Annotated in this window: 28 protein-coding genes; 12 read left to right on the plus strand and 16 right to left on the minus strand. The window is 66.6% G+C overall.

All coding sequences use genetic code 11. The features are described 5' to 3' along the window. Positions 1-4: 4 nt before the first annotated feature. The 3 genes from AC3FKH_RS24070 to AC3FKH_RS24080 form a co-directional block, all read right to left on the minus strand. Complete coding sequence (locus AC3FKH_RS24070) at positions 5-322, minus strand: high-potential iron-sulfur protein (RefSeq protein ID WP_488678296.1); 318 nt, start codon at positions 320-322, stop codon at positions 5-7. Positions 323-435: 113 nt separating this feature from the next. Then, the gene (locus tag AC3FKH_RS24075; protein ID WP_488678297.1) at positions 436-1,533 is read right to left on the minus strand and encodes a methyl-accepting chemotaxis protein; all 1,098 of its coding nucleotides are present in this window, start codon (positions 1,531-1,533) and stop codon (positions 436-438) included. Positions 1,534-1,713: 180 nt separating this feature from the next. Next, a complete protein-coding gene (locus AC3FKH_RS24080) occupies positions 1,714-3,699 on the minus strand; it encodes a PhoX family protein (RefSeq protein ID WP_488678298.1) in 1,986 nt (661 codons plus the stop codon). Positions 3,700-3,937: 238 nt separating this feature from the next. Here AC3FKH_RS24080 and AC3FKH_RS24085 point away from each other — a divergent pair, with 238 nt between their 5' ends. Both AC3FKH_RS24085 and AC3FKH_RS24090 read left to right on the plus strand, forming a co-directional pair. Beyond that, positions 3,938-4,558, plus strand: a complete 621-nt coding sequence (locus tag AC3FKH_RS24085; RefSeq protein ID WP_488678299.1) for an IMPACT family protein — start codon at positions 3,938-3,940, stop codon at positions 4,556-4,558. Further along, positions 4,539-4,865, plus strand: a complete 327-nt coding sequence (locus AC3FKH_RS24090) for a 2Fe-2S iron-sulfur cluster-binding protein (protein ID WP_488678300.1) — start codon at positions 4,539-4,541, stop codon at positions 4,863-4,865. Before AC3FKH_RS24085 ends, AC3FKH_RS24090 begins: the two co-directional genes overlap by 20 nt. Positions 4,866-4,895: 30 nt before the next feature. On the opposite strand, the gene AC3FKH_RS24095 is transcribed toward AC3FKH_RS24090, so the two are convergent. The 7 genes from AC3FKH_RS24095 to dkgB all read right to left on the minus strand — a co-directional run bounded on the left by AC3FKH_RS24095 (position 4,896) and on the right by dkgB (position 10,956). Continuing rightward, the gene (locus AC3FKH_RS24095) at positions 4,896-6,008 is read right to left on the minus strand and encodes an extracellular catalytic domain type 1 short-chain-length polyhydroxyalkanoate depolymerase (protein WP_488678301.1); all 1,113 of its coding nucleotides are present in this window, start codon (positions 6,006-6,008) and stop codon (positions 4,896-4,898) included. Between the two features lie 81 nt (positions 6,009-6,089). After that, on the minus strand, positions 6,090-6,836 hold the full coding sequence (locus AC3FKH_RS24100) for a sulfite exporter TauE/SafE family protein (RefSeq protein ID WP_488678302.1): 747 nt from the start codon (positions 6,834-6,836) through the stop codon (positions 6,090-6,092). 19 nt (positions 6,837-6,855) lie between these two features. After that, positions 6,856-7,212 (minus strand): antibiotic biosynthesis monooxygenase family protein, encoded by a 357-nt coding sequence (locus AC3FKH_RS24105; RefSeq protein WP_488678303.1) that lies wholly within the window; start codon positions 7,210-7,212, stop codon positions 6,856-6,858. Positions 7,213-7,279: 67 nt separating this feature from the next. Beyond that, positions 7,280-8,410 carry a cytochrome P450 gene (locus AC3FKH_RS24110; RefSeq protein ID WP_488678304.1) on the minus strand — a complete coding sequence of 377 codons (1,131 nt, stop codon included), beginning with the start codon at positions 8,408-8,410 and terminating at the stop codon, positions 7,280-7,282. A 230-nt stretch (positions 8,411-8,640) separates the two neighbouring features. After that, positions 8,641-8,985: a MoaF-related domain-containing protein gene (locus AC3FKH_RS24115; protein WP_488678305.1), complete on the minus strand. Its 345-nt coding sequence runs from the start codon at positions 8,983-8,985 to the stop codon at positions 8,641-8,643. Between the two features lies 1 nt (position 8,986). Next, complete coding sequence (locus tag AC3FKH_RS24120; RefSeq protein ID WP_488678349.1) at positions 8,987-10,108, minus strand: alkene reductase; 1,122 nt, start codon at positions 10,106-10,108, stop codon at positions 8,987-8,989. Positions 10,109-10,152: 44 nt separating this feature from the next. Next, positions 10,153-10,956 carry a 2,5-didehydrogluconate reductase DkgB gene (gene dkgB, locus AC3FKH_RS24125; RefSeq protein WP_488678306.1) on the minus strand — a complete coding sequence of 268 codons (804 nt, stop codon included), beginning with the start codon at positions 10,954-10,956 and terminating at the stop codon, positions 10,153-10,155. A gap of 114 nt (positions 10,957-11,070) precedes the next feature. Here dkgB and AC3FKH_RS24130 point away from each other — a divergent pair, with 114 nt between their 5' ends. Continuing rightward, a complete protein-coding gene (locus AC3FKH_RS24130) occupies positions 11,071-11,973 on the plus strand; it encodes a LysR substrate-binding domain-containing protein (RefSeq protein WP_488678307.1) in 903 nt (300 codons plus the stop codon). Positions 11,974-12,040: 67 nt separating this feature from the next. Here the strand turns inward: AC3FKH_RS24130 and AC3FKH_RS24135 are convergent, their stop codons facing one another. Together AC3FKH_RS24135 and AC3FKH_RS24140 are read right to left on the minus strand one after the other, a co-directional pair. Further along, a complete protein-coding gene (locus AC3FKH_RS24135; protein WP_488678308.1) occupies positions 12,041-12,457 on the minus strand; it encodes an organic hydroperoxide resistance protein in 417 nt (138 codons plus the stop codon). A gap of 284 nt (positions 12,458-12,741) precedes the next feature. Continuing rightward, complete coding sequence (locus AC3FKH_RS24140) at positions 12,742-13,074, minus strand: hydroxyquinol 1,2-dioxygenase (RefSeq protein ID WP_488678309.1); 333 nt, start codon at positions 13,072-13,074, stop codon at positions 12,742-12,744. A 311-nt stretch (positions 13,075-13,385) separates the two neighbouring features. On the opposite strand from AC3FKH_RS24140, the gene AC3FKH_RS24145 reads away from it, so the two are divergent. Both AC3FKH_RS24145 and AC3FKH_RS24150 read left to right on the plus strand, forming a co-directional pair. Beyond that, positions 13,386-14,273 carry a LysR family transcriptional regulator gene (locus AC3FKH_RS24145; RefSeq protein ID WP_488678310.1) on the plus strand — a complete coding sequence of 296 codons (888 nt, stop codon included), beginning with the start codon at positions 13,386-13,388 and terminating at the stop codon, positions 14,271-14,273. 74 nt (positions 14,274-14,347) lie between these two features. Next, positions 14,348-15,466, plus strand: a complete 1,119-nt coding sequence (locus tag AC3FKH_RS24150) for an NAD(P)H-dependent flavin oxidoreductase (protein WP_488678311.1) — start codon at positions 14,348-14,350, stop codon at positions 15,464-15,466. Between the two features lie 26 nt (positions 15,467-15,492). On the opposite strand, the gene AC3FKH_RS24155 is transcribed toward AC3FKH_RS24150, so the two are convergent. Together AC3FKH_RS24155 and AC3FKH_RS24160 are read right to left on the minus strand one after the other, a co-directional pair. Beyond that, the gene (locus AC3FKH_RS24155) at positions 15,493-16,284 is read right to left on the minus strand and encodes an SDR family NAD(P)-dependent oxidoreductase (protein WP_488678312.1); all 792 of its coding nucleotides are present in this window, start codon (positions 16,282-16,284) and stop codon (positions 15,493-15,495) included. A 153-nt stretch (positions 16,285-16,437) separates the two neighbouring features. Further along, positions 16,438-16,965, minus strand: a complete 528-nt coding sequence (locus tag AC3FKH_RS24160) for a GNAT family N-acetyltransferase (RefSeq protein ID WP_488678313.1) — start codon at positions 16,963-16,965, stop codon at positions 16,438-16,440. A gap of 107 nt (positions 16,966-17,072) precedes the next feature. On the opposite strand from AC3FKH_RS24160, the gene AC3FKH_RS24165 reads away from it, so the two are divergent. Both AC3FKH_RS24165 and AC3FKH_RS24170 read left to right on the plus strand, forming a co-directional pair. Beyond that, positions 17,073-17,645, plus strand: a complete 573-nt coding sequence (locus AC3FKH_RS24165; protein WP_488678314.1) for a helix-turn-helix domain-containing protein — start codon at positions 17,073-17,075, stop codon at positions 17,643-17,645. A 105-nt stretch (positions 17,646-17,750) separates the two neighbouring features. Further along, on the plus strand, positions 17,751-17,981 hold the full coding sequence (locus tag AC3FKH_RS24170) for a hypothetical protein (protein WP_488678315.1): 231 nt from the start codon (positions 17,751-17,753) through the stop codon (positions 17,979-17,981). Positions 17,982-18,083: 102 nt separating this feature from the next. Here AC3FKH_RS24170 and AC3FKH_RS24175 read toward each other — a convergent pair whose 3' ends face one another. Continuing rightward, positions 18,084-18,314, minus strand: a complete 231-nt coding sequence (locus AC3FKH_RS24175; protein WP_488678316.1) for a DUF2188 domain-containing protein — start codon at positions 18,312-18,314, stop codon at positions 18,084-18,086. Positions 18,315-18,647: 333 nt separating this feature from the next. On the opposite strand from AC3FKH_RS24175, the gene AC3FKH_RS24180 reads away from it, so the two are divergent. Both AC3FKH_RS24180 and AC3FKH_RS24185 read left to right on the plus strand, forming a co-directional pair. Next, complete coding sequence (locus tag AC3FKH_RS24180) at positions 18,648-18,941, plus strand: hypothetical protein (protein ID WP_488678317.1); 294 nt, start codon at positions 18,648-18,650, stop codon at positions 18,939-18,941. 86 nt (positions 18,942-19,027) lie between these two features. After that, positions 19,028-19,456: a GNAT family N-acetyltransferase gene (locus tag AC3FKH_RS24185; protein ID WP_488678318.1), complete on the plus strand. Its 429-nt coding sequence runs from the start codon at positions 19,028-19,030 to the stop codon at positions 19,454-19,456. Positions 19,457-19,597: 141 nt separating this feature from the next. On the opposite strand, the gene AC3FKH_RS24190 is transcribed toward AC3FKH_RS24185, so the two are convergent. After that, on the minus strand, positions 19,598-20,233 hold the full coding sequence (locus AC3FKH_RS24190) for a TetR/AcrR family transcriptional regulator (protein WP_488678319.1): 636 nt from the start codon (positions 20,231-20,233) through the stop codon (positions 19,598-19,600). A gap of 397 nt (positions 20,234-20,630) precedes the next feature. On the opposite strand from AC3FKH_RS24190, the gene AC3FKH_RS24195 reads away from it, so the two are divergent. The 3 genes from AC3FKH_RS24195 (at position 20,631) to AC3FKH_RS24205 (ending at position 24,686) form a co-directional block, all read left to right on the plus strand. Next, positions 20,631-22,073 (plus strand): hypothetical protein, encoded by a 1,443-nt coding sequence (locus tag AC3FKH_RS24195; protein ID WP_488678320.1) that lies wholly within the window; start codon positions 20,631-20,633, stop codon positions 22,071-22,073. A gap of 17 nt (positions 22,074-22,090) precedes the next feature. Next, a complete protein-coding gene (locus tag AC3FKH_RS24200; RefSeq protein ID WP_488678321.1) occupies positions 22,091-23,554 on the plus strand; it encodes an acyl-CoA reductase in 1,464 nt (487 codons plus the stop codon). 70 nt (positions 23,555-23,624) lie between these two features. Further along, positions 23,625-24,686 carry an NAD(P)-dependent alcohol dehydrogenase gene (locus AC3FKH_RS24205; protein ID WP_488678322.1) on the plus strand — a complete coding sequence of 354 codons (1,062 nt, stop codon included), beginning with the start codon at positions 23,625-23,627 and terminating at the stop codon, positions 24,684-24,686. The last annotated feature ends 93 nt before the right edge of the window (positions 24,687-24,779 follow it).

A 24,779-nucleotide genomic window follows, 5' to 3' on the forward strand; every position in this document is an offset into this window, starting at 1 on the left:
GCAATCAGCCTTGCGCCCAGGCGCTGCACCAGCCGGCTGCCGCGACTTCCTTGTCGCCGAACAGGACGCAGCCGCCGGCGGTGCTGCCCGTGTCGCCCTGGTAGAGCTGGCAGTTGGCGCAGGTCTGGCTGGTCTTGTGTCCGGGATACTGCTTCGGATCGACCTTGCTCGTGTCGGCCTTGTAGCCGAGCTTCTGTGCCTGCGGATCCTGCTCGCCCAGCATGGCAGCGCGGGCAGGCCGGCTGCCGAGCAGTCCGGTGACGGCCACGCCGCCGGACAAGGCGAGCGGCAGGTATCCAAGAAACCGGCGTCGGCACGGCATGGCAGTCTCCTCTGAGGTGGGGGCAATCGGCAGCATGTGCCTGCCGCATGGCGCAGAGGTTACTGCGGATTGCAAGGCCGGTGCAATGCCCGGCGCGATCCGCTCTGGCGTGCTTACAGCTTGAACTCGCCTACCACGCCCTGGAGCTGATGGGCCTGGTCCGCCAGCGATGCCGACGCGGCGGCGGCCTGCTCCACCAGCGCCGCGTTCTGCTGCGTGACGGTATCCATCTGCGCCACGGCCTGGTTGACCTGCTCGATGCTGCTGCTCTGGTCGCGCGAGGCCACCGAGATCTCGCCCAGGATGCCCGCGACGCTGCGCACGGCTTGCTGGATCTCCTCCATGGTCTGGCCGGCCTTGTCCACCAGCACCGCGCCGCCTTCGACCTGCCTGGCGGAATCGCCGATCAGCACGCGGATTTCCTTGGCGGCGGTGGCGCTGCGCTGGGCCAGCGTGCGCACCTCGCCAGCCACCACGGCGAAGCCGCGGCCCTGCTCGCCCGCACGGGCCGCTTCCACGGCGGCATTTAGGGCCAGGATGTTGGTCTGGAAGGCAATGCCTTCGATGACCTGGATGATCTCGACCACCTTGTTCGAGCTGGCGCTGATGGCCTGCATGGTCTGCACCACGTCACTGACCACCACCCCGCCGCGCTCGGCGATCTCCGAGGCATTGGCGGCGATGTCGTTGGCGGCGTGCGCGCGCTCGGCATTGCGGCGGACCATATCGGTCAGGCTGCCCATGCTGGACGCCGTCTCCTGCAGCGTGGCCGCCTGTTCCTCGGTGCGCTGGGAAAGATCCGTGTTGCCGTCCGCGATCTGGCGCGAAGAGTCGGCAATCGAGTCCGTGGAGCTTTTGATCCGGCCCACCAGGTCCGTCAGGATGTCCTCCATCTTGCCCATGCCGCCGAGCAGCCGGCCGAAGGCGCCGCCCTGGTCGGTATCGAAGTCCTGGCTGAGGTCGCCGGCGGCCACGGTTTCGGCGATGTAGACGGCGTCGGCCAACGGGCGCTCGATGCCGGCGGCCAGCCAGAACGCACCGGCCACGGCCGCGGCCAGCGCCGCCAGGCCTAGGCCCAGCATGGTGTAGCGCGCCGCGTCACTGCCCCCCGGCTGCGCCAGGCCCGTGCCGATGGCGGCACCCGCCAACAGCACGACCAGCCCGAACGTTGCGCCCAGGCGGGCCCGGATGGTCAGATTTGCCTGCGACATTGCTGTTCTCCCCCGTGTTGGAATGTCTTTTATCGATGGTCTGCCGTTGGAGTATCGGCAGTCATGCGCGCAGGTTTAGGATGAAAAGGATTGGGGAAATCCCGATGGTGGTGCTTCTGTAGCGCGTCAAAAGAAAAGAGGCGGGCCGCAGCCCGCCTCTTCTTCCTATCGCACTGACAATCAGGCCTTGGCCAGCTTGATGCTCGACAGGTCAGCCGTCAGGTAGCCAACCGCCGCGCCGGCGCGGTCCTTGTAGTTGGCGCGCACCAGCGGATCCAGCGTGGCCTGGACCTTGGCGTGCAGGCTGCCCCAGTCGCCGGCGTGCTGGAAATTGCTCATGATGTAGGTCCAGCCGTTGATCTCATCCACGGCATGCAGGCCCGTGGATTCGCCGCCGGCGGGCACCGACATCAGGCGCGACAGCTTCTTCGTGTCGATGTTGTAGGCCCACAGGAAGTTGTTCACGTGCTGGCCGCTGTCCTCGCCGATGAACAGCGTGCGCAGCTTCTCCGAGAACTTGAGGTTGTCCGGATTGGCGATCATTTCCGGATCGGCCAGGTTGCCCAGCGCATCGCCGGCGATGTCGGTGCCCACGATCAGCGCCTTGGTGTGCACCGGCACCCATTCGCTGCTGATGGCGTCGCCGTCCAGGTCCTTGCGGCCACCGTCGAGCTTGTGCTGCATCACCGCGCCGGCGTTCAGTGCCTTGTCGACCGAGATGCCGCTCTGCGCATTCCAGCCCTTGCTGTTGTTCAGGACCATCGAGTCGACCACATTCTGCAGCGCGGAGTAGGCGACCTTGTCCTTGATGTTGACCGTGGTGCCTTCCATCTTGGTGAAGCCCATGCTGCCGCCCTTCAGGTAGGCATAGCGGTGGGTTTCCAGGAAGGCCGCGGCTTTCTCCATGCCAGGCTTGAGGCGAACCCAGTTGGCCTTGCCGCCGAGGAAGATCTTGGTGTAGCTGTTGTCGAGCGGATCGGCGGTCACCACATCCATGATGTCGGTCGGCGCGGTCGCCTTGGCCAGCGCCTCGATCTCGGCGCTGGTGGCGTGACCCAGCTTTACCCACGTCAGGTCGGCCCCGGCCGCCGACGGGTTGACCGAAAAGCCCGAACCCACCTTGGCCACGTACAGCGTGCCCGCCGACAGATCCTTCTCCTTGTCGGCCACGAACATGAACAGGCCGCTGTTGGTGGCATCGTCGCCCATCAGCACGGTGCGGTTGTCCGGCATGACCTGCACCAGCTCATGCGAGATGCGGCCCAGGCAGTAGTGCTTGCGGATGGAGCCCGTGCCGTCGGCGTTGACCGTCACCTCCGGCAGATGGCCGTAGAGGTAGGGATTGGCCGCGGTCTCGCTGCCATAGAGGCTCTTGCTGTAGGCCTTGAACTGGCTGTTGCTGGCGATCGTGAACGCGTCCGGCTCGTACTCCTCGCTCGACAGGTGCGTGTTCCACGGCGACAGGCTGGCCCCGCACGTGATCCACAGGCCGTGCGCCGGCGAGGTATCGACGTTGTGGTACTTGACCAGCGTGAGCTTGCCGGTGGCCGGGTCCTGGTCCAGCGTCAGCACGGCGATCGGCGACGGCAGGCGGCCGTAGGTGTCGGCGCCCGACTGGTCGCGCGTGGTGTACTCGAACTGCACCACGGCAAACACCGGGTTGCCCTTCACGCCGGCGACGCGCGCGCCGTCGACCTTGAGCAGCGAGGTGCCGTCGGGCGAGTCGGAGAAGAACTGGCGCTCCTTGCCGGCTACCGAGGTGTCGCGGATCGGCTGGTTGTTGATGTCGTAGTAGCCGCCGGCCAGGATGGTGCCGCCATTGCCGTCCGGCACCATGTCGCCGGTCACGAAGAACGGCTGGTAGGCCAGCTTGAAGGTGCGGCTGCTGCCGTCGCTGAAATTGACCTTCAGGCCCGAACCGACGGTGGTGGTGGCCATGGCAGCCGGATCCGCCAGCGTCGGCGCGCTCATGCCGGTGAACTCGGCCGTGGTGAACGTGGCGTCGGGGCCGGGCGCGGGCGTGACATCGGCCGGCGCGGCAATGGCGTCGTCACCACCGCCACAACCCACCAGCAGGCCGGCCGAAGCCAGGCCCAGCGGCAGCATCGGCGCGCCGGCAAGGAATTTCAGCGCTTTGCGGCGCGAGGCATCAGGTTTGTCGAACATGGTCTTTCTTTTCCGGGGAAGGAGGCGGTGGCGCATCCAGTGGCACCCTCCGCCTGTCATAGAAATAAGACATGGCGCGGCAGCCGCGCCCTGGTCGCTGCGCATCCTATGGGTTCTATGTGACAGGAAGTTGACGATGAACCACAAGGCCGTCGCGGCCCGGCCCGATGCCCGGGCTGCGGTAAACTTCCGCTCTTTCCGTTCCCGCGCACGCCACGTGCCGCCTGGCAGATTCCGCTTGCCCACCTATACCCTCGCCGCCCAGGTCGAAGCCGAACTCGAGATCCGCAAGAGCCGCTTCCTTGCCCTGGCGATTCCCGTCCCGGACCGCGACGCCGCCATGGCCGTGCTGCAGTCGCTGCGCGCGCAGCACCCGACCGCCACGCATGTGTGCTGGGCGCTGCTGGCCGGCGGGCAGTCAGGCATGTCGGATGACGGCGAACCCTCCGGCACGGCCGGACGGCCGATCCTGGAGGTGTTGCGCCACCATGACCTGGATGGCGTGCTGGCGGCTGTGGTGCGCTACTACGGCGGCGTCAAGCTCGGTGCCGGCGGACTGGTGCGCGCCTACACCGATGCGATTGCCGCGGCGCTGAAGTCCGCGGAACGGATCGAGCGCATTGCCTACGCCGAACTGACGGTGGAAGTCGACTACGCCGACGAGCCGCGCGTGCGCCGCTGGCTGGACCAGTCCGCGCAGGACGGCTGCACGCTGGCCGACACCGCCTACGGCGCGCTGGCACGGCTGGTGATCCGCCTCCCCGCCACGCAGCGCGACGCGGCGCTGGCGGCCTTGCGTGACGCCACGCACGGGCGGGCACAATTTCCGCAGACTGACGATGACAGCGCTCCGGACTGAAACCGGCACCGTCCCGGTGGACGAGCAGGCCGAGTTCACCGCGCGCGTGCTGCCTGCCGGCGTCACCTTTGCCGCGCCAGCGGGCCTGAGCCTGCTCGAGGCCGCGCTGCTCGACGGCCTGGCACTGCCCAACTCGTGCCGCAACGGCACCTGTCGCGCATGCGCCAGCCGGCTGCATGCGGGCGCCATCCGCTATCGCATCGAATGGCCGGGGCTGAGCCCGGATGAGAAGGATGACGGCTGGATCCTGCCTTGCGTCGCCTGCCCGGTCAGCGATGTCGTGATCGAGCCCGGCAAGCTGGAATAGGCGATTGCCCGCGTGGCCGCACCAGCACGGTCATCGGTCAGCGAAGAAGCGCAATGCAATCTTCAGCGCATCCGGCCCGCGCGGGTCCGAGAACGCCTGTGCCGCCGGCCCGCCGCTCCATGCATGCCCGAGGCCCTCGATCCTGACGAGCCGCACGCAAATTTCGCCTTCGACGATCCAGTCGGACACCTCGGCCGGCAGCCGCTGCCCGCGCTGCACGCGGCGCGCGGGCGGCACGGCCAGTTGCCCCGACGGTTCAGGCAACAGGTCCAGCCACAAGCGCGCGGCGGTCATGGCATTGTCGAAAGTCACCACGGCATCCGCGTCGCCATGCAACAGCAACAACGGCGGCAGGCGCCGGCCGGCCAGCCACAGGCGCATGGCCCGGCGCGCCGCGGCGTCGGGCGCGCGGCTGCCGCGCATGGCCGCGGCAGCCTGGGCCGCGTTGCCGGCGCTGTAGGGGACCGCCCCCGAATGCGAGCCGATGGCGACAAAGCGCTGCGGATAGCGCAGGCCCAGCATCATCGCCATGGCGCCGCCAGCGGACAGGCCCATCACGCTGACGCGCTCCGGGCGCACCGGATAACGTTCGCAGACCTGGTCGATCATGGCCATCAGCAGCGCCGCCTCGGCGGCGCCACGCGTGGTGGGACGGAACCAGTTCCAGCAGCGTTGCGCGTTGGCCTGCGACGACTGCTCGGGCAACAGCACCACGCAGCCCGCCTCGCGCGCCGCCACGGCCGCGCGCGTGACCGCAGCAAAGCTGGCCGTGTCCTGGCCGCAGCCGTGCAGCAGCACCAGCATGGGCGCGCGCTGCCTCGCCGACAGGCCTGCGGGAATGAAGATCCGATAGTGGCGCTGCGCAAGCGGACCCACGCCGCCGGTGCCGGCCTCCCAGCGCCCGCTGCCGCGGCTCCGCGGTTCCGGCACGGGCGATGCCACGCCCGACAACGCGCGCTGGGTGGCCTTGGCGACGGCCGAAGACTGCTTCACGGCGTTGCGCACGATGGCATCGGTCATCGGCTGCGTCACCGTCTTGTTCAGCGCCCGGGTCATCTCGCGCCCCATGCGCCGCGCCTGGCGCGTGGCGGTCTTGCCCAGCGACTTCCATAGCGTTGCCGTGCTGCTGCCGCGGCGTCCCATGTGACTGGCCTCCCGTCCGGATTCCGTTGACGGGTCGATTGTGTCAGGCTTTGATGTCACCCGCGAACACGGGCCGGGACTTCACAGGCCGCGCCACGCCAGCTCGCCGCCGAGCACCAGCAGTCCGCAGAAGAACAGGCGGCGGAAGCGCTCGGCGCTGATGCGATTGCGCAGCCACTGGCCGATGAACATGCCGCCGAGCGCCGGCACCAGCGCCAGCACCGAAGCGCCCAGCACGGGCAGGTGCAGCAACGAACCGCCCATGGCAAGACTGATCGCCAGCGCGAGGGTGGAAACGGTGAACGACAGGCCCAGCGCCTGCACCATGCTCTCCTTGTCGAGCCCCAGGCCTTGCAGGTAAGGCACGGCCGGGATCACGAACACGCCCGTCACCGCGGTGATGGCCCCCGTGACAAACCCGGCCAGCGGCCCGAGCCACCGCTGCGCGCACGGCGGCACATGGAGCCTGGCCGAGGCCAGCCCGACCAGCGCATACAGCACCAGCGCCACGCCCAGCGCCGCAGTGGCATGCGTCATCATGTGCGCCGGCACCAGCGCGGCGCACAGCCAGGTCCCGGCGCAGATCGCCACCAGCATCGGCCACAGCCGGCGCAGCAACTGCCCGAAGCGCGGGCCGCTGAACAGCTGCACCACGTTGGTCACCATCGACGGCGCCACCAGCAGCGCCGCGGCCTGCGCCGGCGGCATCACCAGGCCCAGCAGGCCCACGGCCACGGTCGGCAGGCCCAGGCCGACCACGCCTTTCACGAAGCCGGCCAACAGGAAGGTGAGGCCGATAAAGGCCATCTCGGCAACAGGCAGGGACATCGACATATGCGCTCCCCGGTCAGCGTGCCGCGTGGTCATGGACCGCGCGGCTGTCGGCCGGTGCCTGCTCGCGCTCGTCGAGCCCGTAGTCGCGCAGCACCCGCGCCACGCGCAGCCGGTAGCCCGAGAACACCCCGCCGCGCCCCGCCGCCTGGGCCTGGCGGTGCTCCTCGGTATTGCGCCATGCCATGACCGCCGCCTCATCGCGGAAGAACGACAGCGACAGGATCTTGCCCGGCGTGGTCAGGCTCTGGAAGCGCTCGACCGAGATAAAGCCGTCGATGGCCTCCAGCGTCGGCCGCAGCTTCGCGGCGATGTCGAGATAGGTGTCCTTGCGGCCCGGTGCGGGCTCGACTTCGAAAATGACGGCGATCATGGCGGAGGTCTCTTTGTGGAAGGGATCGGGGGATTGGGGAATCGGGGGATTGGCGACATCCCCGGTTTCAATCGAAATGCGGAATGCGCGCGTTGTGCGAAGGCCGGTAGCGGAACGCCCGCGCCAGCGCGGCCGGCTGCGCGCCCCGCGCGAGCAGGACGTCGACCGTCGCCGCCGCAAGCGCCTGTGCCAGCGTGTCGCCGGGGCAGGCGTGGCGGCCCGCGCCGAACGTCCACGCTCGGCCACCGGCATCGCCAGGTGTTGAGCAAGAGGCCGCAGCAAGCAGCACGAGCACGGCATCGCCCGCCTTGACCGGCACACCGCACAGGTGCGCGTCAGCCGCCAGGAAGCGGCGTGTATTTTGCACAGGAGGATCGTCTCGTGCCACGCGCGCGGCCAGTTCAGGCAGGTTGCCCACGGCCGTGCCGATGCGGCCCAGGCGAAGCAGCATATTGCCCGCCAGCCCGGCCGTGGCCTCGCACGCCTGGACCATCAGGCCGATGGCATTGGCGGCTACAGCTTCCGGGGCGATGTCTTCGCCTTGTGCGGCCTGTCGCAACGCCGGCAGCAAGCCCGGCGTATCGGATCGAGATTGTGCATCCATGGCGGCCTGCAGCCATTGCCCCAGCCAGCGCGCCGCGCCGGCACCGGCCGCGGCATCATCCGCCGTGGCTAGCGGCGACTGCGCCGCGGCGTAGGCAGCCACGCGCGATGACACGGCCATGGCATCGGTGCCTGCGCGCACCGGCAAGCCGAGCAGGTCGGCCACGGTGATGACGGGCAGCGTGAACATCCACCGATTGACGGCGGCGCCGGTGTCGGGTGCCATGCCGGGCTCCGCATCGAGCGCGGCGGCCAGCGTGGCCGCACGCGCCATGGCGGCATCGGTGTCGATGGCCGCCATCTGTTGCAGCAGGATGGCCTTGAGCGGCGCATGGGCCGCGCCATCGTTCATGCGGATCAGGCGACCGAACAGCTCTCCGGCCGCAGAGCCGGCCAGTGCGGGCGGCACGGGCTGCGCCGCCGGACGCACGCGGCAATCGGCATGCGCCAGCACGGCGGCGACTTCAGCCGGCCCTGCGGCAACCCATAGCCCCAGCCGTTCATCGAAGCCGAACGGCCGCCGCGCAGCCAGCGCGCGGTAGTAGGGATAGGGATCGGGATGGGTGACAGCTTGCAGCGGGTCGGCGGGCATCATGGCGTAGCGGATTCGGCGGTTGTCGGATCAGCCCCCCGCGCCGGCAGGGGCGTGGGCAGCTACAACGTATGACGAATCTTTGCACCGTCCCACGCGAAGAAGGTTCGCGGCAAGATGAAATGTCGAATGCAAAAGCCCCGGCGTGGCAGCCGGGGCTTGGTTACCGCTATGCCAGGCCGGGCAACGGCGCGGCGGCGGCGACCAGGTTTGAAGGGATCGTGGAGCGCGGCTCAGGCGTCGGTGCCCGCCAGCGCCGTCAAAGGTCCCTGCATCCGGTAGAACGTCTGGTCGGACGCCGTGAAGAACGCCATGGACCGGCCGTGGATGAAGTCGTCGACATGGACCACGGTCGCGCCGTCGGCTTCCTGCCACGAGATCGCATAGACGCCCTCGGCAATCTCGCGCCATTCGCAGCGCGATTCCCCGCTGGCGCCCGCATACGGGCCGGAGACGATCGCATAGCGGATCGACTGCCCGTCTTCGGCATAGGTGTTGTGCGCGGAGAGTCCATCGTAGTCGACGCGGAACCTGCGGCCGGCGAACGGCGGCTTGCCGGGTTGAATCTGGCTGGTCATCTCAGGCTGCCTTGGCGCTCAAGCGCGGATAGTCGGTCAGGCCGCGCGCATCGCCGCCAAACAGCGTGTCGCGGTCATGCGGGGTCAGCGTGGCACCGGTGCGCAGGCGCTCCGGCAGGTCCGGGTTGGCGACGAACGGACGGCCGAACGCAATCAGGTCGGCCCAGCCCTCGTCCAGCGCGGCGCGAGCGCGTTCCGCGGTGTACTGGCCCGCGTAGATCAGCGTGCCCGGATAGACCTGGCGCAGCCGCTGCTTGAAGGCGACGGGCATGTGCGGCGCGTCGTCCCAGTCGGCTTCGGCGATATGGATGTAGCCCATGCCGATCTCGCCGAGCATCTGCGCGGCAGCGGTATAAGTCGTCTCCGGATCGGCGTCGACGCAGCCGTTGAGCGTGGTCAGCGGCGCCAGCCGGATGCCGACGCGGTCCTTGCTGCCGGTGCCTTCGATCAGCGCCTGTGCCACTTCGCGCAGGAAGCGCAGGCGGTTCTCGAGCGAGCCACCATATTCATCGGTCCGGTCGTTGGCGCCCGAATCAATGAACTGGTTGACGAGGTAGCCGTTGGCCGCGTGCAGTTCGACACCGTCGAACCCCGCCGCCATCGCGTTGCGCGCGGCCTGACGGAATTCATCGACGATGCCGTGGATGTCTTCGACCGTCAGCGCACGCGGCTGGGATGCCTGCACGAAGCCGGGCGTGCCGTCCTGCCCGGACACGAACACGTTGACGCCCTTCGCCTGGATCGCCGACGAGGACACCGGCGCTTGTCCGTCAAGCAGGCTGACGTGGCTAAGCCGCCCCACATGCCAGAGCTGCGCGAAGATGCGTCCGCCCGCCGCATGCACGGCGCTGGTCACCTCGCGCCAGCCTTCGACCTGCGCCGGCGTGTGGATGCCCGGCGTCCATGCATAGCCCTTGCCGAGCGGCGAAACCCAGGTGCCCTCGCTGACGATCAGGCCGGCCCCGGCACGCTGCGCGTAGTACTCGGCCATCAGCGCATTGGGCACGTCGCCGGGCTGGCTGGCGCGCGAGCGCGTCATCGGCGGCATCACGATGCGGTTCGGCAGCGTCAGGTTGCCGAGCGAATGGGGCTCTAACAGCGGGTGGCGCGTATCGGAGTTCATGGAGTTCATGGAATTCATGGAGATCGTGGACATCACCGCCTCCCTCAGTCCCACACCGGGGCCAGGCCCTCGGGGCTGACCTCGCGGCCGTTGCGTTCGAGCGCGGCGATCTGCGCCATGTCGTCGGCATCGAGCTTCAGGTCGCGCGCCAGCAGGTTGCTGGCCAGGTTCTCGCGCTTCGTCGACGAAGGAATCACCGCGTAGCCAAGCTGCAGTGCCCAGGCCAGCGCCACCTGCGCCACGGTGGCATCGTGCTTCGCCGCAATGCCTGCGAGGACCGGATCCTTCAGCACCTTGCCGTAGGCCAGCGTCATGTATGAAGTCACGGCGATGCCCTGCTCCTGCAGGAACGCGGTGAGCTTGCGGCTCTGCAGGTACGGGCTCAGCTCGATCTGGTTGGTCGCGATCTCGCCCTTGCCGACCACGTCGATGGCCTGCCGGGTCAGTGCGATATTGAAGTTCGAGATGCCGATCTGGCGCGTGAGGCCCAGCGACTTCGCCGCGGCCAGCGCTTCCATGGTCTCGCGCAGCGGCACGCCGTTGCCCGGGGCCGGCCAGTGGATCAGCGTGAGGTCGACATGGTCGGTGCGCAGCTTGTCCAGGCTCTCGCGCAGGCTCGGCACCAGCTTGTCGGCAGCGTAGTTGGCAGTCCAGATCTTGGTGGTGAGGAACAGCGCATCGCGATTCACGCCACCTTCGGCAATTGCCTTGCCGACGTCGGCCTCGTTCTCATAAATCTGCGCGGTATCAACGGCGCGATAGCCCACGTCCAGCGCGTTGCGCACGGAATCGACAGCGGCCTGGCCGGTCAGGCGGAACGTGCCGACACCAAACGAAGGAATGCTCATGGGATAACTCCTGGTACAGGGGCAAGGGGAAACTTGCGATGGATGCAGTTTGCCGGCTTTACACTTGCAAATTAAGCCGTGTATAAGTCAAATTCCTTTGATTTGAAATCAACAATGAAAACGACCATCGACGAACTGCTGGCCTTTGCGGCCGTCGTGGATACGGGCTCGATCACCGCGGCGGCCGAACAGCTGGACCTGACGGTGTCGGCGACCAGCCGCACGCTGAGCCGCCTCGAAGAAAAGCTGCAGACCACGCTGCTGCGCCGGACCACGCGGCGCCTGGAACTGACCGAAGAAGGCGCTTCGTTCCTGGCCCATGCGCGCGCCATCCTCGCCATGGTCGACGAAGCGGAAGAGCAGATGGCGGCACGCCGCATGCGGCCCGTGGGCCGCCTGCGCGTCGATGCGGCGACGCCGTTCATGCTCCATGTGCTGGTGCCGCTGGTGGAAGGATTCCGCGAACGCTTCCCCGAGGTGGAACTGGAACTGCACTCGACCGAAGGCATCATCGACCTGATCGAGAAGCGGACCGACGTGGCCTTCCGCATCGGCTCGCTCAAGGACTCGACGCTGCATGCGCGGCCGATCGGCACCAGCCGCGTGCGTGTGCTGGCCAGCCCCGAATACCTGAAGCGCCACGGCACGCCGACCCGGGCGGCACAGCTCGCGCAACATGCGCTGCTCGGTTTCAGCCAGCCGGATTCCCTGAATGACTGGCCGCTGCGCGACGATGACGGCAGCATCGTGCACATCAAGCCCGCCATCGGCTCATCGAGCGGCGAAACGCTCAGGAGCCTGGCGCTGGCCGGGCTGGGTATCGTGTGCCTGTCGGATTTCATGACGCGCGACGATCGCCAGAGCGGCCGGCTGGTGCCGCTGTTCGGCAGGCAGACGCTGGATGTGCGGCAGTCGATCAACGCGGTCTACTACCGCAACACGGCGCTGGCGTCGCGCATCACATGCTTTGTCGATCATGTGGTCAGCGTGCTCGGCAAGCAGCCGTTCGACGAATAGGCAATAGCGGCGCGGCGGGGCACCGCCCGGCGCGCAGCCAGGCGCGCCTGTCCGCAACCCTTGCGGTTCAGGCGACGTTGATCACGACATCGATATTGCCGCGTGTCGCCTTGGAGTATGGGCAGGTCTGGTGCGCCTTCTCCACCAGTTCCTGGGCAGTGTCCGCGGGAATCCCCGGCAGGCTGACATGGAGCCGCGCCTGCAGGAAGTAGGCGTCGCCGGTCATGCCAAGATCCACTTCGGCATCGACGGCCACGTCGGACGGAAGCCTGACCTTCAGCGCGCTTGCTGCCTTTCCCATTGCGCCGATAAAGCAGGCCGACCAGCCCGCGGCGAACAACTGCTCGGGGTTCGTGCCGCTGCCGGTACTGCCGGGAGGCGATAGCCGGATATCCAGGCGCCCGTCGCTGCTGCGCGACGCGCCGTCGCGTCCGCCCGTGGTGTGGGTCTTGCCGGTGTACAGCACGTTTTCGATCTTGGTCATGATGGAATCCTCAGCGCTTGTAATGTGTGTATCGAGTTCGTGTTTTGCGATGTTTCAGGTAGGCAGCCGATGCGCAGGGTCAGTTCGACAGAGACTTCCATTGAGCGGGCACAGGCACCGGGAGGTGCGTAGCCCTGTCTGACCTGCCTTTGCTGTCCGGTGTTCGTGCCTATTGGGGGAACGCGTCATTCCGTTGCACGCGGTTGACGCGGGTGCTTCCGGCAGGGGGGGATCCGTCGCGCAGATCGCCGCCTGCCGTGATGGCCCGCCGGACTCGGGCCTGATCAGGCGTAGGCACCATCCAGGTACGGGTCGGCCTGGCGCGCCGGCGGCGCGGAGACTCCGCTGCGGTCCATGCCGGCGAGCGTGCGCGCCCCGTCGGTATAGGGCTCGCGCTGGTCCTGCACGGTGCGGGCCCCTTCGCCGTAGGGGTCGCGCGGGGACAGCACGTCGCGGGCGCCATCGGTGAAGGGGCTCGGCGCCGATTGCACCGAACGGGATCCCGACGTGTACGGGTCGGCCGCGCCCTGGTAGGACATTCCGGCGGCCTGGGCGCCGGCTGCGGCGGCGACGAGCGTGGCGGCGAGAGCAAGACGCTGGATAAGTTGAGTACGCATGATTGGCTTCCTTAAGAGATTGCCTGGATAGTCGGGCCGCTGCGAAGCCGCTTGTTGTTGTCGTTCGCTGCTGCCACGGAACGTATTTAAGGTGAGCGGCGTATCTCGCCTGTAGCGTGCGGCATGTCCTTCTGTCAGAAGCTGTATCGCGCCACGGCCCTGATACAGGCGCATACAAGAAAGACCGCCGGGGCCGGATTCCGGGTCCGCGTTACCGTTCCGTGCTTGACATATAGTTCTCTGTTCACAATACTAAAAATACTTTCATTCTGATTTTGAGAACGACACGGTAAAGCGTGCCGTCGGAAAACGTGGAACTCGCAGAACTGGAAATCTTTCGGGCCGTTGCGCGCGAACAGAGCATCACCCGGGCGGCCAGGGCGCTTGAGCGCGTCCAGTCCAATGTCACCACCCGCGTCAAGCAGCTGGAGGAAAGCCTTGGCGTCACCCTGTTCCAGCGCGACAGCCGGAAGATGCTCCTGACGCCGGAAGGGCACCGCCTGCTCGGCTATGCGGAGCAGATGCTGGCGCTGGCCGAGGAAGCACGGCAATCCATGCGCCTGAGCGCGCCTAGCGGCACGCTGCGCGTCGGCTCCATGGAGAGTTCCGCCGCGACCTTCCTGCCCGCGCCGCTGGGCCGTTTCCATGCCGCGTGGCCGGACGTGGAGCTGAACCTGGCCACGGGTACCACGGGCTACCTGGTCGATGCCGTGCTGAGCCATCGCCTGGACTGCGCCGTGATCGCCCATCCGGGTACCGGCGCGCCGTCCTACGTCGACATGGCGGAACTTGGCGAAGGCCTGGAAGGCATCTTCCTGCGGACCGAAGAGCTGGTCCTGGTCCTGCCCGGCACGCACACGAAGGCACGCGGCCCGCAGGACGTGACACTGCGGCATCTTGCGGCGTTCTCGAAGGGCTGCACCTATCGCCGCTGTGCCGAAGACTGGCTGGAGCAAGGCGGCGAAGACCTGCGCCGCAGGCTGTCGGTGGTGGAACTGCCGTCGTATCACGCGATCCTGGCCTACGTCAGCGGGGGATCGGCCGTGGCGATCGTGCCGCGTTCGCTGCTGGCGATGTACCCCCATGCCCACGAATTCCAGACCGTACCCGTCCGCTACGCGCACACCTTCCTGGTCAAGCGCGCCGGCTTCACGACCTCGGCCTACGAAGCGTTCGTGCGCGAGTTGCGCCATACCTGAGCCGGGGCGCCGGCGGCAACGCCCGGCGCGCAGGCTCTGCACCCATCACCCGACCTCAACAGGGAATCACCGTCATGGACACCACAACACGTTCCGGCAATGGCCGCAGCCTGCTTGCGCTGCTCGGTATCGCCACGCCGATCATCCAGGCGCCGATGGCCGGCGTCAGCACTCCGGCCATGGCCGCTGCCGTGTCGGAGGCGGGCGGACTCGGCTCGCTCGGCGTCGGCGCCATGGATGCCGACGGCGCGCGCAAGGCCATTCGCGAGACGCGCGCGCTGACCGGCAAGCCATTCAACATCAACGTGTTCTGCCATGTCCCCGCAGTAGCCAATGCCGCGCGCGAGCGGGCGTGGCTCGACTACCTGGCGCCGCGCTTCGCCGAGTACGGCGCGACGCCCCCGGCAAGCCTGCGCGAAATCTACAAGACCTTTGTCGGCGACGACGCCATGTTCCGGATGTTGCTGGAAGAGAAGCCGGCGGTGGTGAGCTTCCACTTCGGCCTGCCCGCGCAGCAGACGATCGATGCGCTGCATGCGGCGGGCATCGTGCTGCTGGCCAGCGCCACGTCGTTGCAGGAGGCGCGGCGGATCGAAGCCGCGGGCATCGACGCGATCGTCGCGCAGGGCATCGAGGCCGGCGGCCACCGCGGCGTCTTTGATCCGGCCGGCTACGACGAAGGTCTCGGCACGCTGGCGCTTGTGCGCGTCCTGGCCCGGCACACGCGCCCGCCCGTGATCGCCGCCGGCGGCATCATGGACGGTGCGGGCATTGCCGCGGTGCTGGCGCTCGGCGCCCAGGCCGCGCAACTGGGCACGGCGTTTGTCGGGTGCATGGAATCCGCGGCCGACGCGGCCTACCGCGCCGCCTTCTCGGCGCAACCCGCGCGCTCGACCACGCTGACCCGCGCCATTTCGGGCCGCGCGGCACGCGGCTTCAGCAACCGCCTCACCGAACTCGGCGCGGCCCCCGATGCCCCGGCCATCCCCGATTATCCGAACACCTACGATGCCGGCAAGGCTTTGCATGCGGCGGCCAAGGCGAAAGGCAACAGCGACTACGCCGCGCAATGGGCGGGCCAGGCAGCTGCGCTGGCGCGGCAACTGCCCGCTGCCGAACTGGTCAGCCAGTTGAAGGCTGAATTGAAGCAGGCGATCGACGGGTTGAATGCCATGCAAGACGCGCTGGCCTAGCCCGCCTGGCGCCAGGCCGGCGTCGTCTAGAAGGCGCTCTTGATGACGCCGCCATCGGCCCGCAATGCAGCGCCGGTCGTGGCCGATGAGAGCGGACTGGCGAGATAGGCGACGAGGGATGCGACTTCCTGCGGCGAACCAAAGCGCTTGATGAGCGATGTGGGGCGGACCTTCTCGAAGAATTCCTGTTCGACCGCTTCAAACGATTTGCCGTCGGCCTTGGCAAGGTTCTCGACGAATTCGCCCACGCCGCGCGATTTCGTCGGCCCCGGCAGGACACAGTTGACGGTGATGCCCGTGCCGGCGACGGCTTCGGCGAGTCCGCGCGAGACCGCAAGCTGCGCGGTCTTGGTCATCCCGTAGTGGATCATCTCGGCTGGAATCTGGACCCCGCTTTCGCTCGAGATGAAGATGATGCGCCCCCAGTTGGCCTGTCTCATTGCCGGCAGGAACAGGCGGGCGAGGCGTACCCCGCTCAGGACGTTGACATCGAAGAAACGCTGCCAGTCCGCGTCCGGGATGTCTTCGAACGGCTTGGGCTCGAAGATGCCCAGGTTGTTGACCAGGATCTCCACATCCGGATAGCGTTGCGCGAGCGCATCGGCCGAGGCGGCCGTACTGAGATCGCCCGCAAAGCCCATCACGTCGCTAGCTGTCTCCGATTTCAGCAATGCGACCACGTCATCGACGGATGACTGGGAGCGCCCGTTCACGATCACGCGCGCGCCCTCCCGGGCCAGCGTGCTGGCGATGGCCAGGCCGATGCCAGCGGTGCTGCCGCTCACCAGTGCGAGCTTGCCTGTCAGGTTCAGATCCATGAGCGACGTCCTTTCCATGCACTGCGTCGGCCAGCGCCCCGTGCGCCGGCCCGTCAGAGCAATATAGGCTTCAGTCCTGATGGCGAACAGGCATAAATTCCACGCCGCCGCATGGATCGATCAGGGTGCGCCGAGGCATGCGCCGCGGCGTCCTTACGCCTTGACGGCCCCATCGGGATCCGACCGCTGGTCCAGCACGATCTGCAGGAAGGCAAGATCCAGCCATTTGCCGAACTTGGTCCCCACCTCCGGCATCAAACCGACCTGCGTGAAGCCAAGCTTTTCATGCAGGCGAATTGAACTGGCGTTCTGCGCCTCGATAGCGGCCACCATGACGTGCTTGCCGAGATCGCGCGCGCGCTCGATCAGCGCCGACATGAGCGCTTCGGCGATGCCCTTGCGCCGCTGGTCCGAGCGAACATAAACGGAATGCTCCACGGTGTGCCGGTAACCGTCGAACGCGCGCCAGTCGCCGAAGGACGCATAGCCGACCACGCCGGCATCGTCATCGACCGCGACCAGCACGGGATAGCCCGACTTCCGGCGTGCGGCAAGCCATTCGACGCGATTCGCCGTATCGACCGGAATCTCGTTCCAGATGGCCGTCGTATTGGCCACGGCATCGTTGTAGATCACCGTGACCGCAGGCATGTCGTCAGGGCTTGCGTCGCGAATCTTCATTGCGCCTCTCCAAATCAGTTTCTCGTATGATAGCCTACCGTCCACTATAGTGGATATTGAAAACACACTGGCGATCGCGCATCCGAGCGGTCATGCCATCACACCATATGCCTGTGAACCCAGCACCACCGGACCCCACCTTTGCCATCTCCACGCGTGTGCGCATCGAGCGCGAAGCGCGCGAGTGGTCGTTATCGGAACTTGCGGAACGCTCCGGCGTGTCGAAGGCCATGATCAGCAAGATCGAGCGCGGCGAAGCGAGTCCCACCGCGACCGTGCTGGGAAAACTGTCCGGCGCGTTCGGCCTGCCGCTTTCCATGCTGCTCGCGCTGGCCGAGCAGGCTGGCGAGCGCCTGAGCCGTGCCGCGGACCAGCCGGTCTGGACCGATCCCGAGACCGGCTACACCCGGCGTGCGGTCTCGCCGCGCAGCGGCAGCCTGCTTGAACTGGTAGAGGTCACTTTGCCCCCGAACGCGCGCGTTTCGTATCCGTCATCCGCGTTCACGTTCATGCATCAGCAAATCTGGGTGCGCCATGGCGCGCTGGTGTTCGAGGAAGGCGCGATCACGCACGAACTTCAGGCGGGCGACTGCCTGCAACTCGGGCCGCCCGCGCCATGCACCTTCTTCAACCCGGGAAAAAAACCCTGCAGCTACGTCGTGGCACTGGTCCGGCGCTAGGCACTGGCCGCGCCATGTCGCCTCGGGTACATCGAGCTGTCCCTGATCCATTGTGAGGGTTGGAGAGCACTATCATTAGGAGGAAGGCTGTCGCGGAGAGTCACCATGTTCGATATTGAACACGAAGTCCGGGAACTCGAAGTGGCGGATCGGCATGTCAGGGATGGACGCGAGCGCGTTCGGCGCCAGATCGCGCTGGTCAGGGCGTTGCAGGACGACGGGCATGACACCGAGCTGGCACGCAAGCTCCTCGCGGTGCTCCGCAGCTCGGTCGCGGTGACGCGACAACACCGGGCGCTGATGCTGGAAATCCTGGCCGATCAGAACAACCGATAGGGCGGCGTGGCGCACGCCGCCGCCCCGGCGCTGCTGCTAGGGCGCATGGAGTCGTGATCGACGCGAGCGCCGCAACTGCGCGCACGCGGCGCCGTGCAGCTATCAGGTTTTGTCTGACGGCCGGCGTGCGCCAGGGGCCACTGGCGCCAGCTGCACCGCGCCGTCGGCGCCATGAATGACCAGCTCGACCTTGTCCTGCCTGGCCTTGACCGAACCCGCGGCGATCGCTTCTTCCTGTGACGGGTAATGCGAAGTCGCGCCGTCGGTGCCCTCCACCGCGACAGCCCATCCGTTATTCCGGGTCGGGACGATGTGAACGTTGTGCGTTTCCATGTCTATCTCCTGCTGTTCGCGGCGGTCGGAACGAGCGCCCGGCGTGCGCCGGCCCATCCTTTTTTCGCCGGCTTGTAGGTCGTACAGACGTGATATTCAAGACGATGCACGCCTGCGCACCGGCCACGACGCAAACGCTTCGGCCCTGGCCCAACATCCCGCCGGGGTGAGCCTTTGCCGCGCAAGCAGCCCGGGGGCTTCCCTGGCGCCATGGCAATCACTCGCTTGTGGGATCTATGTGGAACGCTTGTGCAAAGAGCATGCCGCGACGCCTGGCTTGGGGCTCGGAACGGTTGATGCGTTGCCCGGTGTATCCGCCTACCGGAGAACGACATGGGAGAGACACGCCCCACCGCGGGTAACGAGGGCGAATCCGGTCGAACCCAGCACGAGACATCGGAATTCGAATGGCTCGATCGCGAGATCGAAAAACTGCGCGCCGATATCCAGTGGCAAATCGGCCATATCCGCGATGTTCAGGGAAAGGGATACTCGCCCCATCTGCAGGTGCTGGTGCTGCGCTTGCTGTGCCGCACGCTGGGAGAGGAGCGGCGGTACAGGAAGATGCTGGTCGATCTGGCTGCGGCACGTCACCGGCTTCAGCCATGCCATGATCGGCAAGGCTAGCAAATCTACCTAAGAGCAATCCCTACAGGCGGAACAAGCGCGACAAACGTAGCATTAAAGGGCGCATTTGTCGGAAGGGGTGCATCATGCGTCCATACTATGCGACTGAAGCGGACTGGCCGGATATCGAAGCCCTCTTGCGTGCTTCCAGCCTGTCCGCCGAGGGACGCCACGACCACATCACACAGTACATGATTGCTCGCGACAAGTCGGGACTGCTCGGCTGCGTGGGTATGGAGCGACACGAAACGACGGGCGTGCTTCGCGCGCTCGCCGTTGCGCAACGCGCAAGATCGGCTGGGCTGGGGGAACTCCTGCTTTCCGCTATCGTTGCCGATGCCCGGCAGCAAGGTATCGAGACGATGGTGCTGCAGACCACGACTGCGTCGGGCTATTTTGCGCGTCTGGGATTTGCACCGATTGGCATCGCCGACCTTCCGTCTTCGATCAGCCCCGCAAACGAAATGTGCCACGGCTCGGACGAGATCGGCACGCTGATGCAAACGGCTTTATAACGAGCCGGCGTCTGTGAAGGTGAAGGCTCGAACCTGAAGAAGATAAAAGACCTCAGGTCTTTGCAGCCAACACGGAATCCGGTTCGCGGCGAAAGCTGATGGCAAGCCGGTTATAAGAACGCGCGACGCAGGCATGTCGTCTCAAACAGGGGCCGTTAGCAACCCATGTAGCATGCACCCCATCAGCATCTGAGTGTCTTCGTCGTTCTGGTACTCCGGCCTCATGAGAGCCATCGCGCGGGGCAATGCCAGAATGGTATGAAACGCGAGAAACCTCGCCTTGGCACGGTCCTGGACCCGCACTTCATCGGGAAATCTCTCCATCAGCGCGTCCGTCGCCATGGACGTCCAGTACTGCTCGGGCTTCACCAGGTCCAGCCTCACCAACTCATCGTAGTGCGATGACTTCACGAACAGTTCCCGGTCCAGCCGGACCCACTTGTGCAGCATCGGGATGCCAATGCTGAGCAGAAGCATGATGCCATCGAACAGCTTCGTGGATGGCGGCAGCGCCTGCAGTTCTTCGACCAGTCTCCGGCGCGCCTCGGCCCGAAAATCATCGAAGATCGCGACAACGAGTGACTCCATCGTCGGAAAGTACTCGTAGATCGAGCTGACGGCAACGCCCGAGCGCAAGGACAGCCGCTCCAGCGTCAGCGCGTCGCGTCCTTCCTTCTCCAGTATCTGCCATCCGGCCTTCTTGAGCGCATCCACGAGCAGCACCGAGCGCTCCTGCCGGGGGCGCTTGCGCGGCCTGGCCGGCAATGCGATCTGCAAGGTGTCTGCGGAGCTGGGATTTCTGCGGGATGTCATGGCCGGCAACCAGAGGCGTTGAGGGAAAAGCAGGACGTGCCGATACCCGATCGGTATGAGGCAAGCTGTTCAGCTTGCCTGCATTTCCGCCATGCCTTCCCCTCTCTTGGCGGACGTCCTTCGCCATGCCGACCGTGTCCGTCACATAGCCCGCGGAAAGACAGAGCCGCCCTGCAACCGAAGGTCAATTTTCCTTTCAATTCATATAGTTGCAACGCGGAACCCCACTGCGGAATCCGGAGACGGAAACGCATTTCCCGCTCCTATACTGACCTGCCGACAAACCACTGGGGTGCCTGCCCGGTTCACGGACGCCTCCGCTCCCTTGTCGCATTCCCAATCCAGCCAGCGAGTCTTGCCCATGTCCCCTGCGGAAGTCTCTACAGAGAAAAAAGTCCAACTGCTGCTGAACGACCCGGCGGCACTTGCCAATCACAGCGTGCAGGCGTGGCAACACCTGCCGCGCGCTGCAGTCGATGCCATCCAGCTCGAAGCCCTGAAACGCCGCTTCGCCAGCCTGCGCGACCGCGTGCCCGTACTGAAGAAGCTTGCCGACGCGCAGGACATCACGCGGATCGACAGCCTGCACGACGTGGTGCCGCTGCTGTTCGAGCACACGGTGTTCAAATCGTATCCGCCTTCGCTGCTGGAGAAGAAACGCTTCGACCAGATCAACAAGTGGCTGGGCAAGCTGGTTGCGCCCGACATGGCCGAGCGCATCGCCGCCGCTGATGTCAGCGGCTGCCAGGGCCTCGACGACTGGTTCGACGCCATGCACGCCGCCGTTCCCGACCTGCGGATCACGCATACGTCCGGCACGTCCGGGACCGTCTCCTTCCTGCCCGCCAGCGCGCGCGAGTGGGAGAAGGCCGTGTCGATCCGCAAGCTGTTCGTCTGGAAGCAGGACGGCCCCGACATGGCCGACCCGGACCTCCACAGCGTCTATCCCTATTTCCGCAAGGGCAACCTGAGCCACGTGCGTGCCAACGAGTTCCTGATCCGCGCGCTGCTGCCGCGCGAGGACAACTTCCATGCCGCCTATCCCGGCGAGCTCTCGACCGACGTGCTGCACCTGGGCGCCAAGCTGCGCGCCGCGCACGCCAACGGCACGCTCGACCGCATCGAGATCAGTCCCGAGCTGCTGCGCAAGAAGAAGGAATTCGACGCGCTGCAGGCCGAAATGCCGCAGTACCTCGCCAACTTCTTCGACGACATGGCAACAACGCTGCGCGGCAAGCGCGTGTACATCGGCGCCACGTGGAACCTGCTGCACGGCATGGCGAAGGCCGGACTGGAGCGCGGCCTGCAAGGCGTGTTCCATCCGGACTCCTTCATCACCACCACCGGCGGCGCCAAGGGCGTGGTGCAGCCCGATGGCTGGCGCGAGGACGTGATGCGCTTCACGGGCGTCAGCCGGCTGAACGAGACCTACGCCATGTCGGAACTTGTGAGCGGCTCGAACCCGCGCTGCGAGCACGGCAATTTCCACTTCACGCCCACCGTGATCCCGTTCGTGCTCGATCCCGAGACCAGCCTGCCGCTGCCGCGCCAGGGCACCGTCACCGGCCGCGCCGCCTTCTACGACCTGGGCGCGGACATTCACTGGGGCGGCTTCATCACCGGTGACGAAGTCACCGTCGAATGGGACAAGCCCTGCGCCTGCGGCCGCCCGAGCCGCTATGTCGTGGGCGGCAGCATCCAGCGCTACAGCGAGAAGAACGGCGGCGACGACAAGATCACCTGCGCCGCTACCGAAGGCTCGCACCGCGAGGCGATGGATTTCCTGAACACCGTTGAACAATGAATCCGAGGTTTGACAACATGACTCACCCCATCGCGCCGATGGTCATCCGCGGCAACGTCATCACCGACAACCTGATCGAAGTCGGCGGCCGAGGCGGCGACCTCACCTTTCTCACGCCGGACGCCCGCAAGTACCTCGACAGGCTGCCGCTGGGCAATCCGGCTCGCCTTGCCGACCTGTACCAGCTGAGCTTCGACGACATTCTCGACTACGCCGAGGCACTCGGCGAACGCCTGGACTTCGCCACCAACGCGCACCTGCAGGAAGCCTGCGCGCTGTCGTACCACACCGCGCCGGTGACGCCGACCATGGTCAAGGGGACCTACGTGGGCCTGCGCCACATGCTGACGCGCGAGGCGATCACCGAGGCCGTGGAGAGCACGGTGGGCATCAGGTACCTCGAAGGCTGGGTGCACCAGAAACTGATCGACGGCACCGACCTGGAAGTACGCTGCTTCGGCGCGCGCGCGCTGCACATCGTCGCGGGTAATGCGCCGAGCCTCTCGCTGCTGACCATCATCCGCAACATGGTGCTGCGCAGCGACGCCATCATCAAGGCACCGTCGAATGACCCGTTCACCGCGCTGGCCATCGCCCGCACGATGATCGACATGGCGCCGGACCACCCGCTCACCCGCCACCTGAGCGTGGCCTACTGGAAGGGCGGCGACCAGGCGTTCGAGGAGCGCCTGTACCAGCCGCAGAACATCGAGAAGATCGTGGCGTGGGGCGGCTTCGCCTCGATGAAGCACGTCACGCGGTACATCCAGCCGGGCCTGGAGCTGATCTCGCTCGACCCCAAGCGCAGTGCCAGCATCATCGGCCACGGCACCTTCGCCAGCGAGGCGACGATGCGCGAAGCGGCCCAGCGGCTGGCGAGCGACATCGGCGCGCTGAACCAGAAGGGCTGTGTCTGTGCCCGCGTGGTCTATGTGCAGAGCGGCACGGACGACGACGGCCTGGAGAAGCTGAACACATTCGGCCGCTACGTCTACGACGCCATGCTCGGCCTGCCCAACACGCTGTCCACCGCGCCCAAGCGCTATGACCACGGCCTGAAGGCCGAGGTCGACGCCCTGCGGCTCGACGACGAGTGGTACCGGGTCATCGGCGGACAGGATGGCGAGGGCGCGATCATCTGCTCGCAGATCCCGGAGCCGGTGTCGTTCGCGGCGCGTCTCGATGACCGCACCGCCAACCTCGTGCCGGTCGACTCGCTGGACGAGGTGATGGCCGCGGTCGACGCCTACACGCAGACGGTTGGTATCTACCCGGAAAGCATCAAGGACGAACTGAAGGACAAGCTGCCGCTATATGGCGCACAACGCATCGTTTCGCTCGGCTACGCGGCCGCCATGAAGTGGGCCGCGCCGCAGGATGCGATCGAGCCGCTGCGCCGCATGGGCAAGTGGATCTCGAACCAGATCGCCTCGCCCGAGACGTCGCCGGCACCGTGGATGCGGCCGAACATCGAGCTGTAGCCCCTGCATCGGGTCCGGCCGGACCATCGCCGGCCGGACTCCCCATCCCTGCTCTACGAGTACCTTCTCCATGACCACCTGCAAAGCCTACGGCGCCTGCGAAGCGCACGCCGACCTCACCCCCATGCACATCGAGCGCCGCGCGCTGCGCGCCGACGATGTCGCCATCGCCATCGACTACTGCGGCATCTGCCACTCCGATGCACACGCCGTCAACAACGACTGGGGCAGCACCGTCTATCCCTGCGTACCGGGCCACGAGATCGTCGGCCATGTCACCGCAGTCGGTCCCCAGGTCACCCGCCACAAGATCGGCGACCGCGTCGCCGTCGGCTGCATGGTCGACAGTTGCCAGGACTGCCCGTCCTGTGATGACGGCCACGAACAGAACTGCAGCAAGGGCCTGACCGCCACCTACAACGGCAAGGACCGCCATACCGGCGCGCTCACCCATGGCGGCTACTCGGAAAGCATTGTCGTGCGCGAAAAGTTCGTGCTGCGCGTGCCGGACGCGCTCGACACGAGGTACGCCGGCCCGCTGCTGTGCGCCGGCATCACCGTCTGGACGCCGCTGCGTCGCCACGGCGTGGCCAAGGGTTCGAAGGTCGCGGTGGTCGGCCTCGGCGGCCTCGGCCACATGGCGGTCAAGCTCGCAGTCGCGCTGGGCGCCGAAGTCACGGTGGTCACGACTTCCGCGAGCAAGGCCGACGATGCCCGCGCGCTCGGTGCCACCGACGTGCTGCTGTCGAAGGACCCCAAGGCCATGCAGGCCGCGGCCAACCGCTTCGACTTTATCCTCGACACCATCCCGACGAAGCACAACGTCAATCCCTACCTGATGCTGCTCGGACGTGACGGCGTGCTGGTACTGGTCGGCGCGCTGGAGCCGCTGGAGCCCATCCATGGCGCGCTGCTGGTGATGAACAACCGGTCGATCTCTGGATCGCTGATCGGCGGCCTGCCCGCGACGCAGGAACTGCTCGACTTCTGCGCCGAGCACAACGTGCTGCCGAGCTGCGAAATGGTGGATGCGCGCGACATCAACTCGGCCTTCCAGCGCATGCAGGCCAATGACGTGAAGTACCGGTTCGTGATCGACATGGCGTCGTTGCGCGAGGTCGCTGTGGGCTAGTCCGGACGCGATCCAGCGGCATGAACGAAGCGGGGGGGGCCCCCGCGCCGCCCCACGGGGACACGGACCCCCGGCCCCCCCCGCCACACACCA

The sequence above is a fragment of the Cupriavidus sp. 21MJTG02-4 genome, from assembly GCF_057798975.1.

Coding starts and splice junctions, on each gene's coding strand:
- AC3FKH_RS24180 (WP_488678317.1), top strand. CDS start 18,648: ATGGGAGAGACACGCCCCACCGCGGGTAACGAGGGCGAATCCGGTCGA.
- AC3FKH_RS24105 (WP_488678303.1), bottom strand. CDS start 7,212: ATGATCGCCGTCATTTTCGAAGTCGAGCCCGCACCGGGCCGCAAGGAC.
- AC3FKH_RS24195 (WP_488678320.1), top strand. CDS start 20,631: ATGTCCCCTGCGGAAGTCTCTACAGAGAAAAAAGTCCAACTGCTGCTG.
- AC3FKH_RS24155 (WP_488678312.1), bottom strand. CDS start 16,284: ATGGATCTGAACCTGACAGGCAAGCTCGCACTGGTGAGCGGCAGCACC.
- AC3FKH_RS24200 (WP_488678321.1), top strand. CDS start 22,091: ATGACTCACCCCATCGCGCCGATGGTCATCCGCGGCAACGTCATCACC.
- AC3FKH_RS24140 (WP_488678309.1), bottom strand. CDS start 13,074: ATGCGTACTCAACTTATCCAGCGTCTTGCTCTCGCCGCCACGCTCGTC.
- AC3FKH_RS24080 (WP_488678298.1), bottom strand. CDS start 3,699: ATGTTCGACAAACCTGATGCCTCGCGCCGCAAAGCGCTGAAATTCCTT.
- AC3FKH_RS24090 (WP_488678300.1), top strand. CDS start 4,539: ATGACAGCGCTCCGGACTGAAACCGGCACCGTCCCGGTGGACGAGCAG.
- AC3FKH_RS24205 (WP_488678322.1), top strand. CDS start 23,625: ATGACCACCTGCAAAGCCTACGGCGCCTGCGAAGCGCACGCCGACCTC.
- AC3FKH_RS24170 (WP_488678315.1), top strand. CDS start 17,751: ATGTTCGATATTGAACACGAAGTCCGGGAACTCGAAGTGGCGGATCGG.
- AC3FKH_RS24120 (WP_488678349.1), bottom strand. CDS start 10,108: ATGAACTCCGATACGCGCCACCCGCTGTTAGAGCCCCATTCGCTCGGC.
- AC3FKH_RS24115 (WP_488678305.1), bottom strand. CDS start 8,985: ATGACCAGCCAGATTCAACCCGGCAAGCCGCCGTTCGCCGGCCGCAGG.
- AC3FKH_RS24135 (WP_488678308.1), bottom strand. CDS start 12,457: ATGACCAAGATCGAAAACGTGCTGTACACCGGCAAGACCCACACCACG.
- AC3FKH_RS24075 (WP_488678297.1), bottom strand. CDS start 1,533: ATGTCGCAGGCAAATCTGACCATCCGGGCCCGCCTGGGCGCAACGTTC.
- AC3FKH_RS24070 (WP_488678296.1), bottom strand. CDS start 322: ATGCCGTGCCGACGCCGGTTTCTTGGATACCTGCCGCTCGCCTTGTCC.
- AC3FKH_RS24160 (WP_488678313.1), bottom strand. CDS start 16,965: ATGAAGATTCGCGACGCAAGCCCTGACGACATGCCTGCGGTCACGGTG.
- AC3FKH_RS24175 (WP_488678316.1), bottom strand. CDS start 18,314: ATGGAAACGCACAACGTTCACATCGTCCCGACCCGGAATAACGGATGG.
- AC3FKH_RS24095 (WP_488678301.1), bottom strand. CDS start 6,008: ATGGGACGCCGCGGCAGCAGCACGGCAACGCTATGGAAGTCGCTGGGC.
- AC3FKH_RS24150 (WP_488678311.1), top strand. CDS start 14,348: ATGGACACCACAACACGTTCCGGCAATGGCCGCAGCCTGCTTGCGCTG.
- dkgB (WP_488678306.1), bottom strand. CDS start 10,956: ATGAGCATTCCTTCGTTTGGTGTCGGCACGTTCCGCCTGACCGGCCAG.
- AC3FKH_RS24165 (WP_488678314.1), top strand. CDS start 17,073: ATGCCTGTGAACCCAGCACCACCGGACCCCACCTTTGCCATCTCCACG.
- AC3FKH_RS24185 (WP_488678318.1), top strand. CDS start 19,028: ATGCGTCCATACTATGCGACTGAAGCGGACTGGCCGGATATCGAAGCC.
- AC3FKH_RS24110 (WP_488678304.1), bottom strand. CDS start 8,410: ATGATGCCCGCCGACCCGCTGCAAGCTGTCACCCATCCCGATCCCTAT.
- AC3FKH_RS24100 (WP_488678302.1), bottom strand. CDS start 6,836: ATGTCCCTGCCTGTTGCCGAGATGGCCTTTATCGGCCTCACCTTCCTG.
- AC3FKH_RS24130 (WP_488678307.1), top strand. CDS start 11,071: ATGAAAACGACCATCGACGAACTGCTGGCCTTTGCGGCCGTCGTGGAT.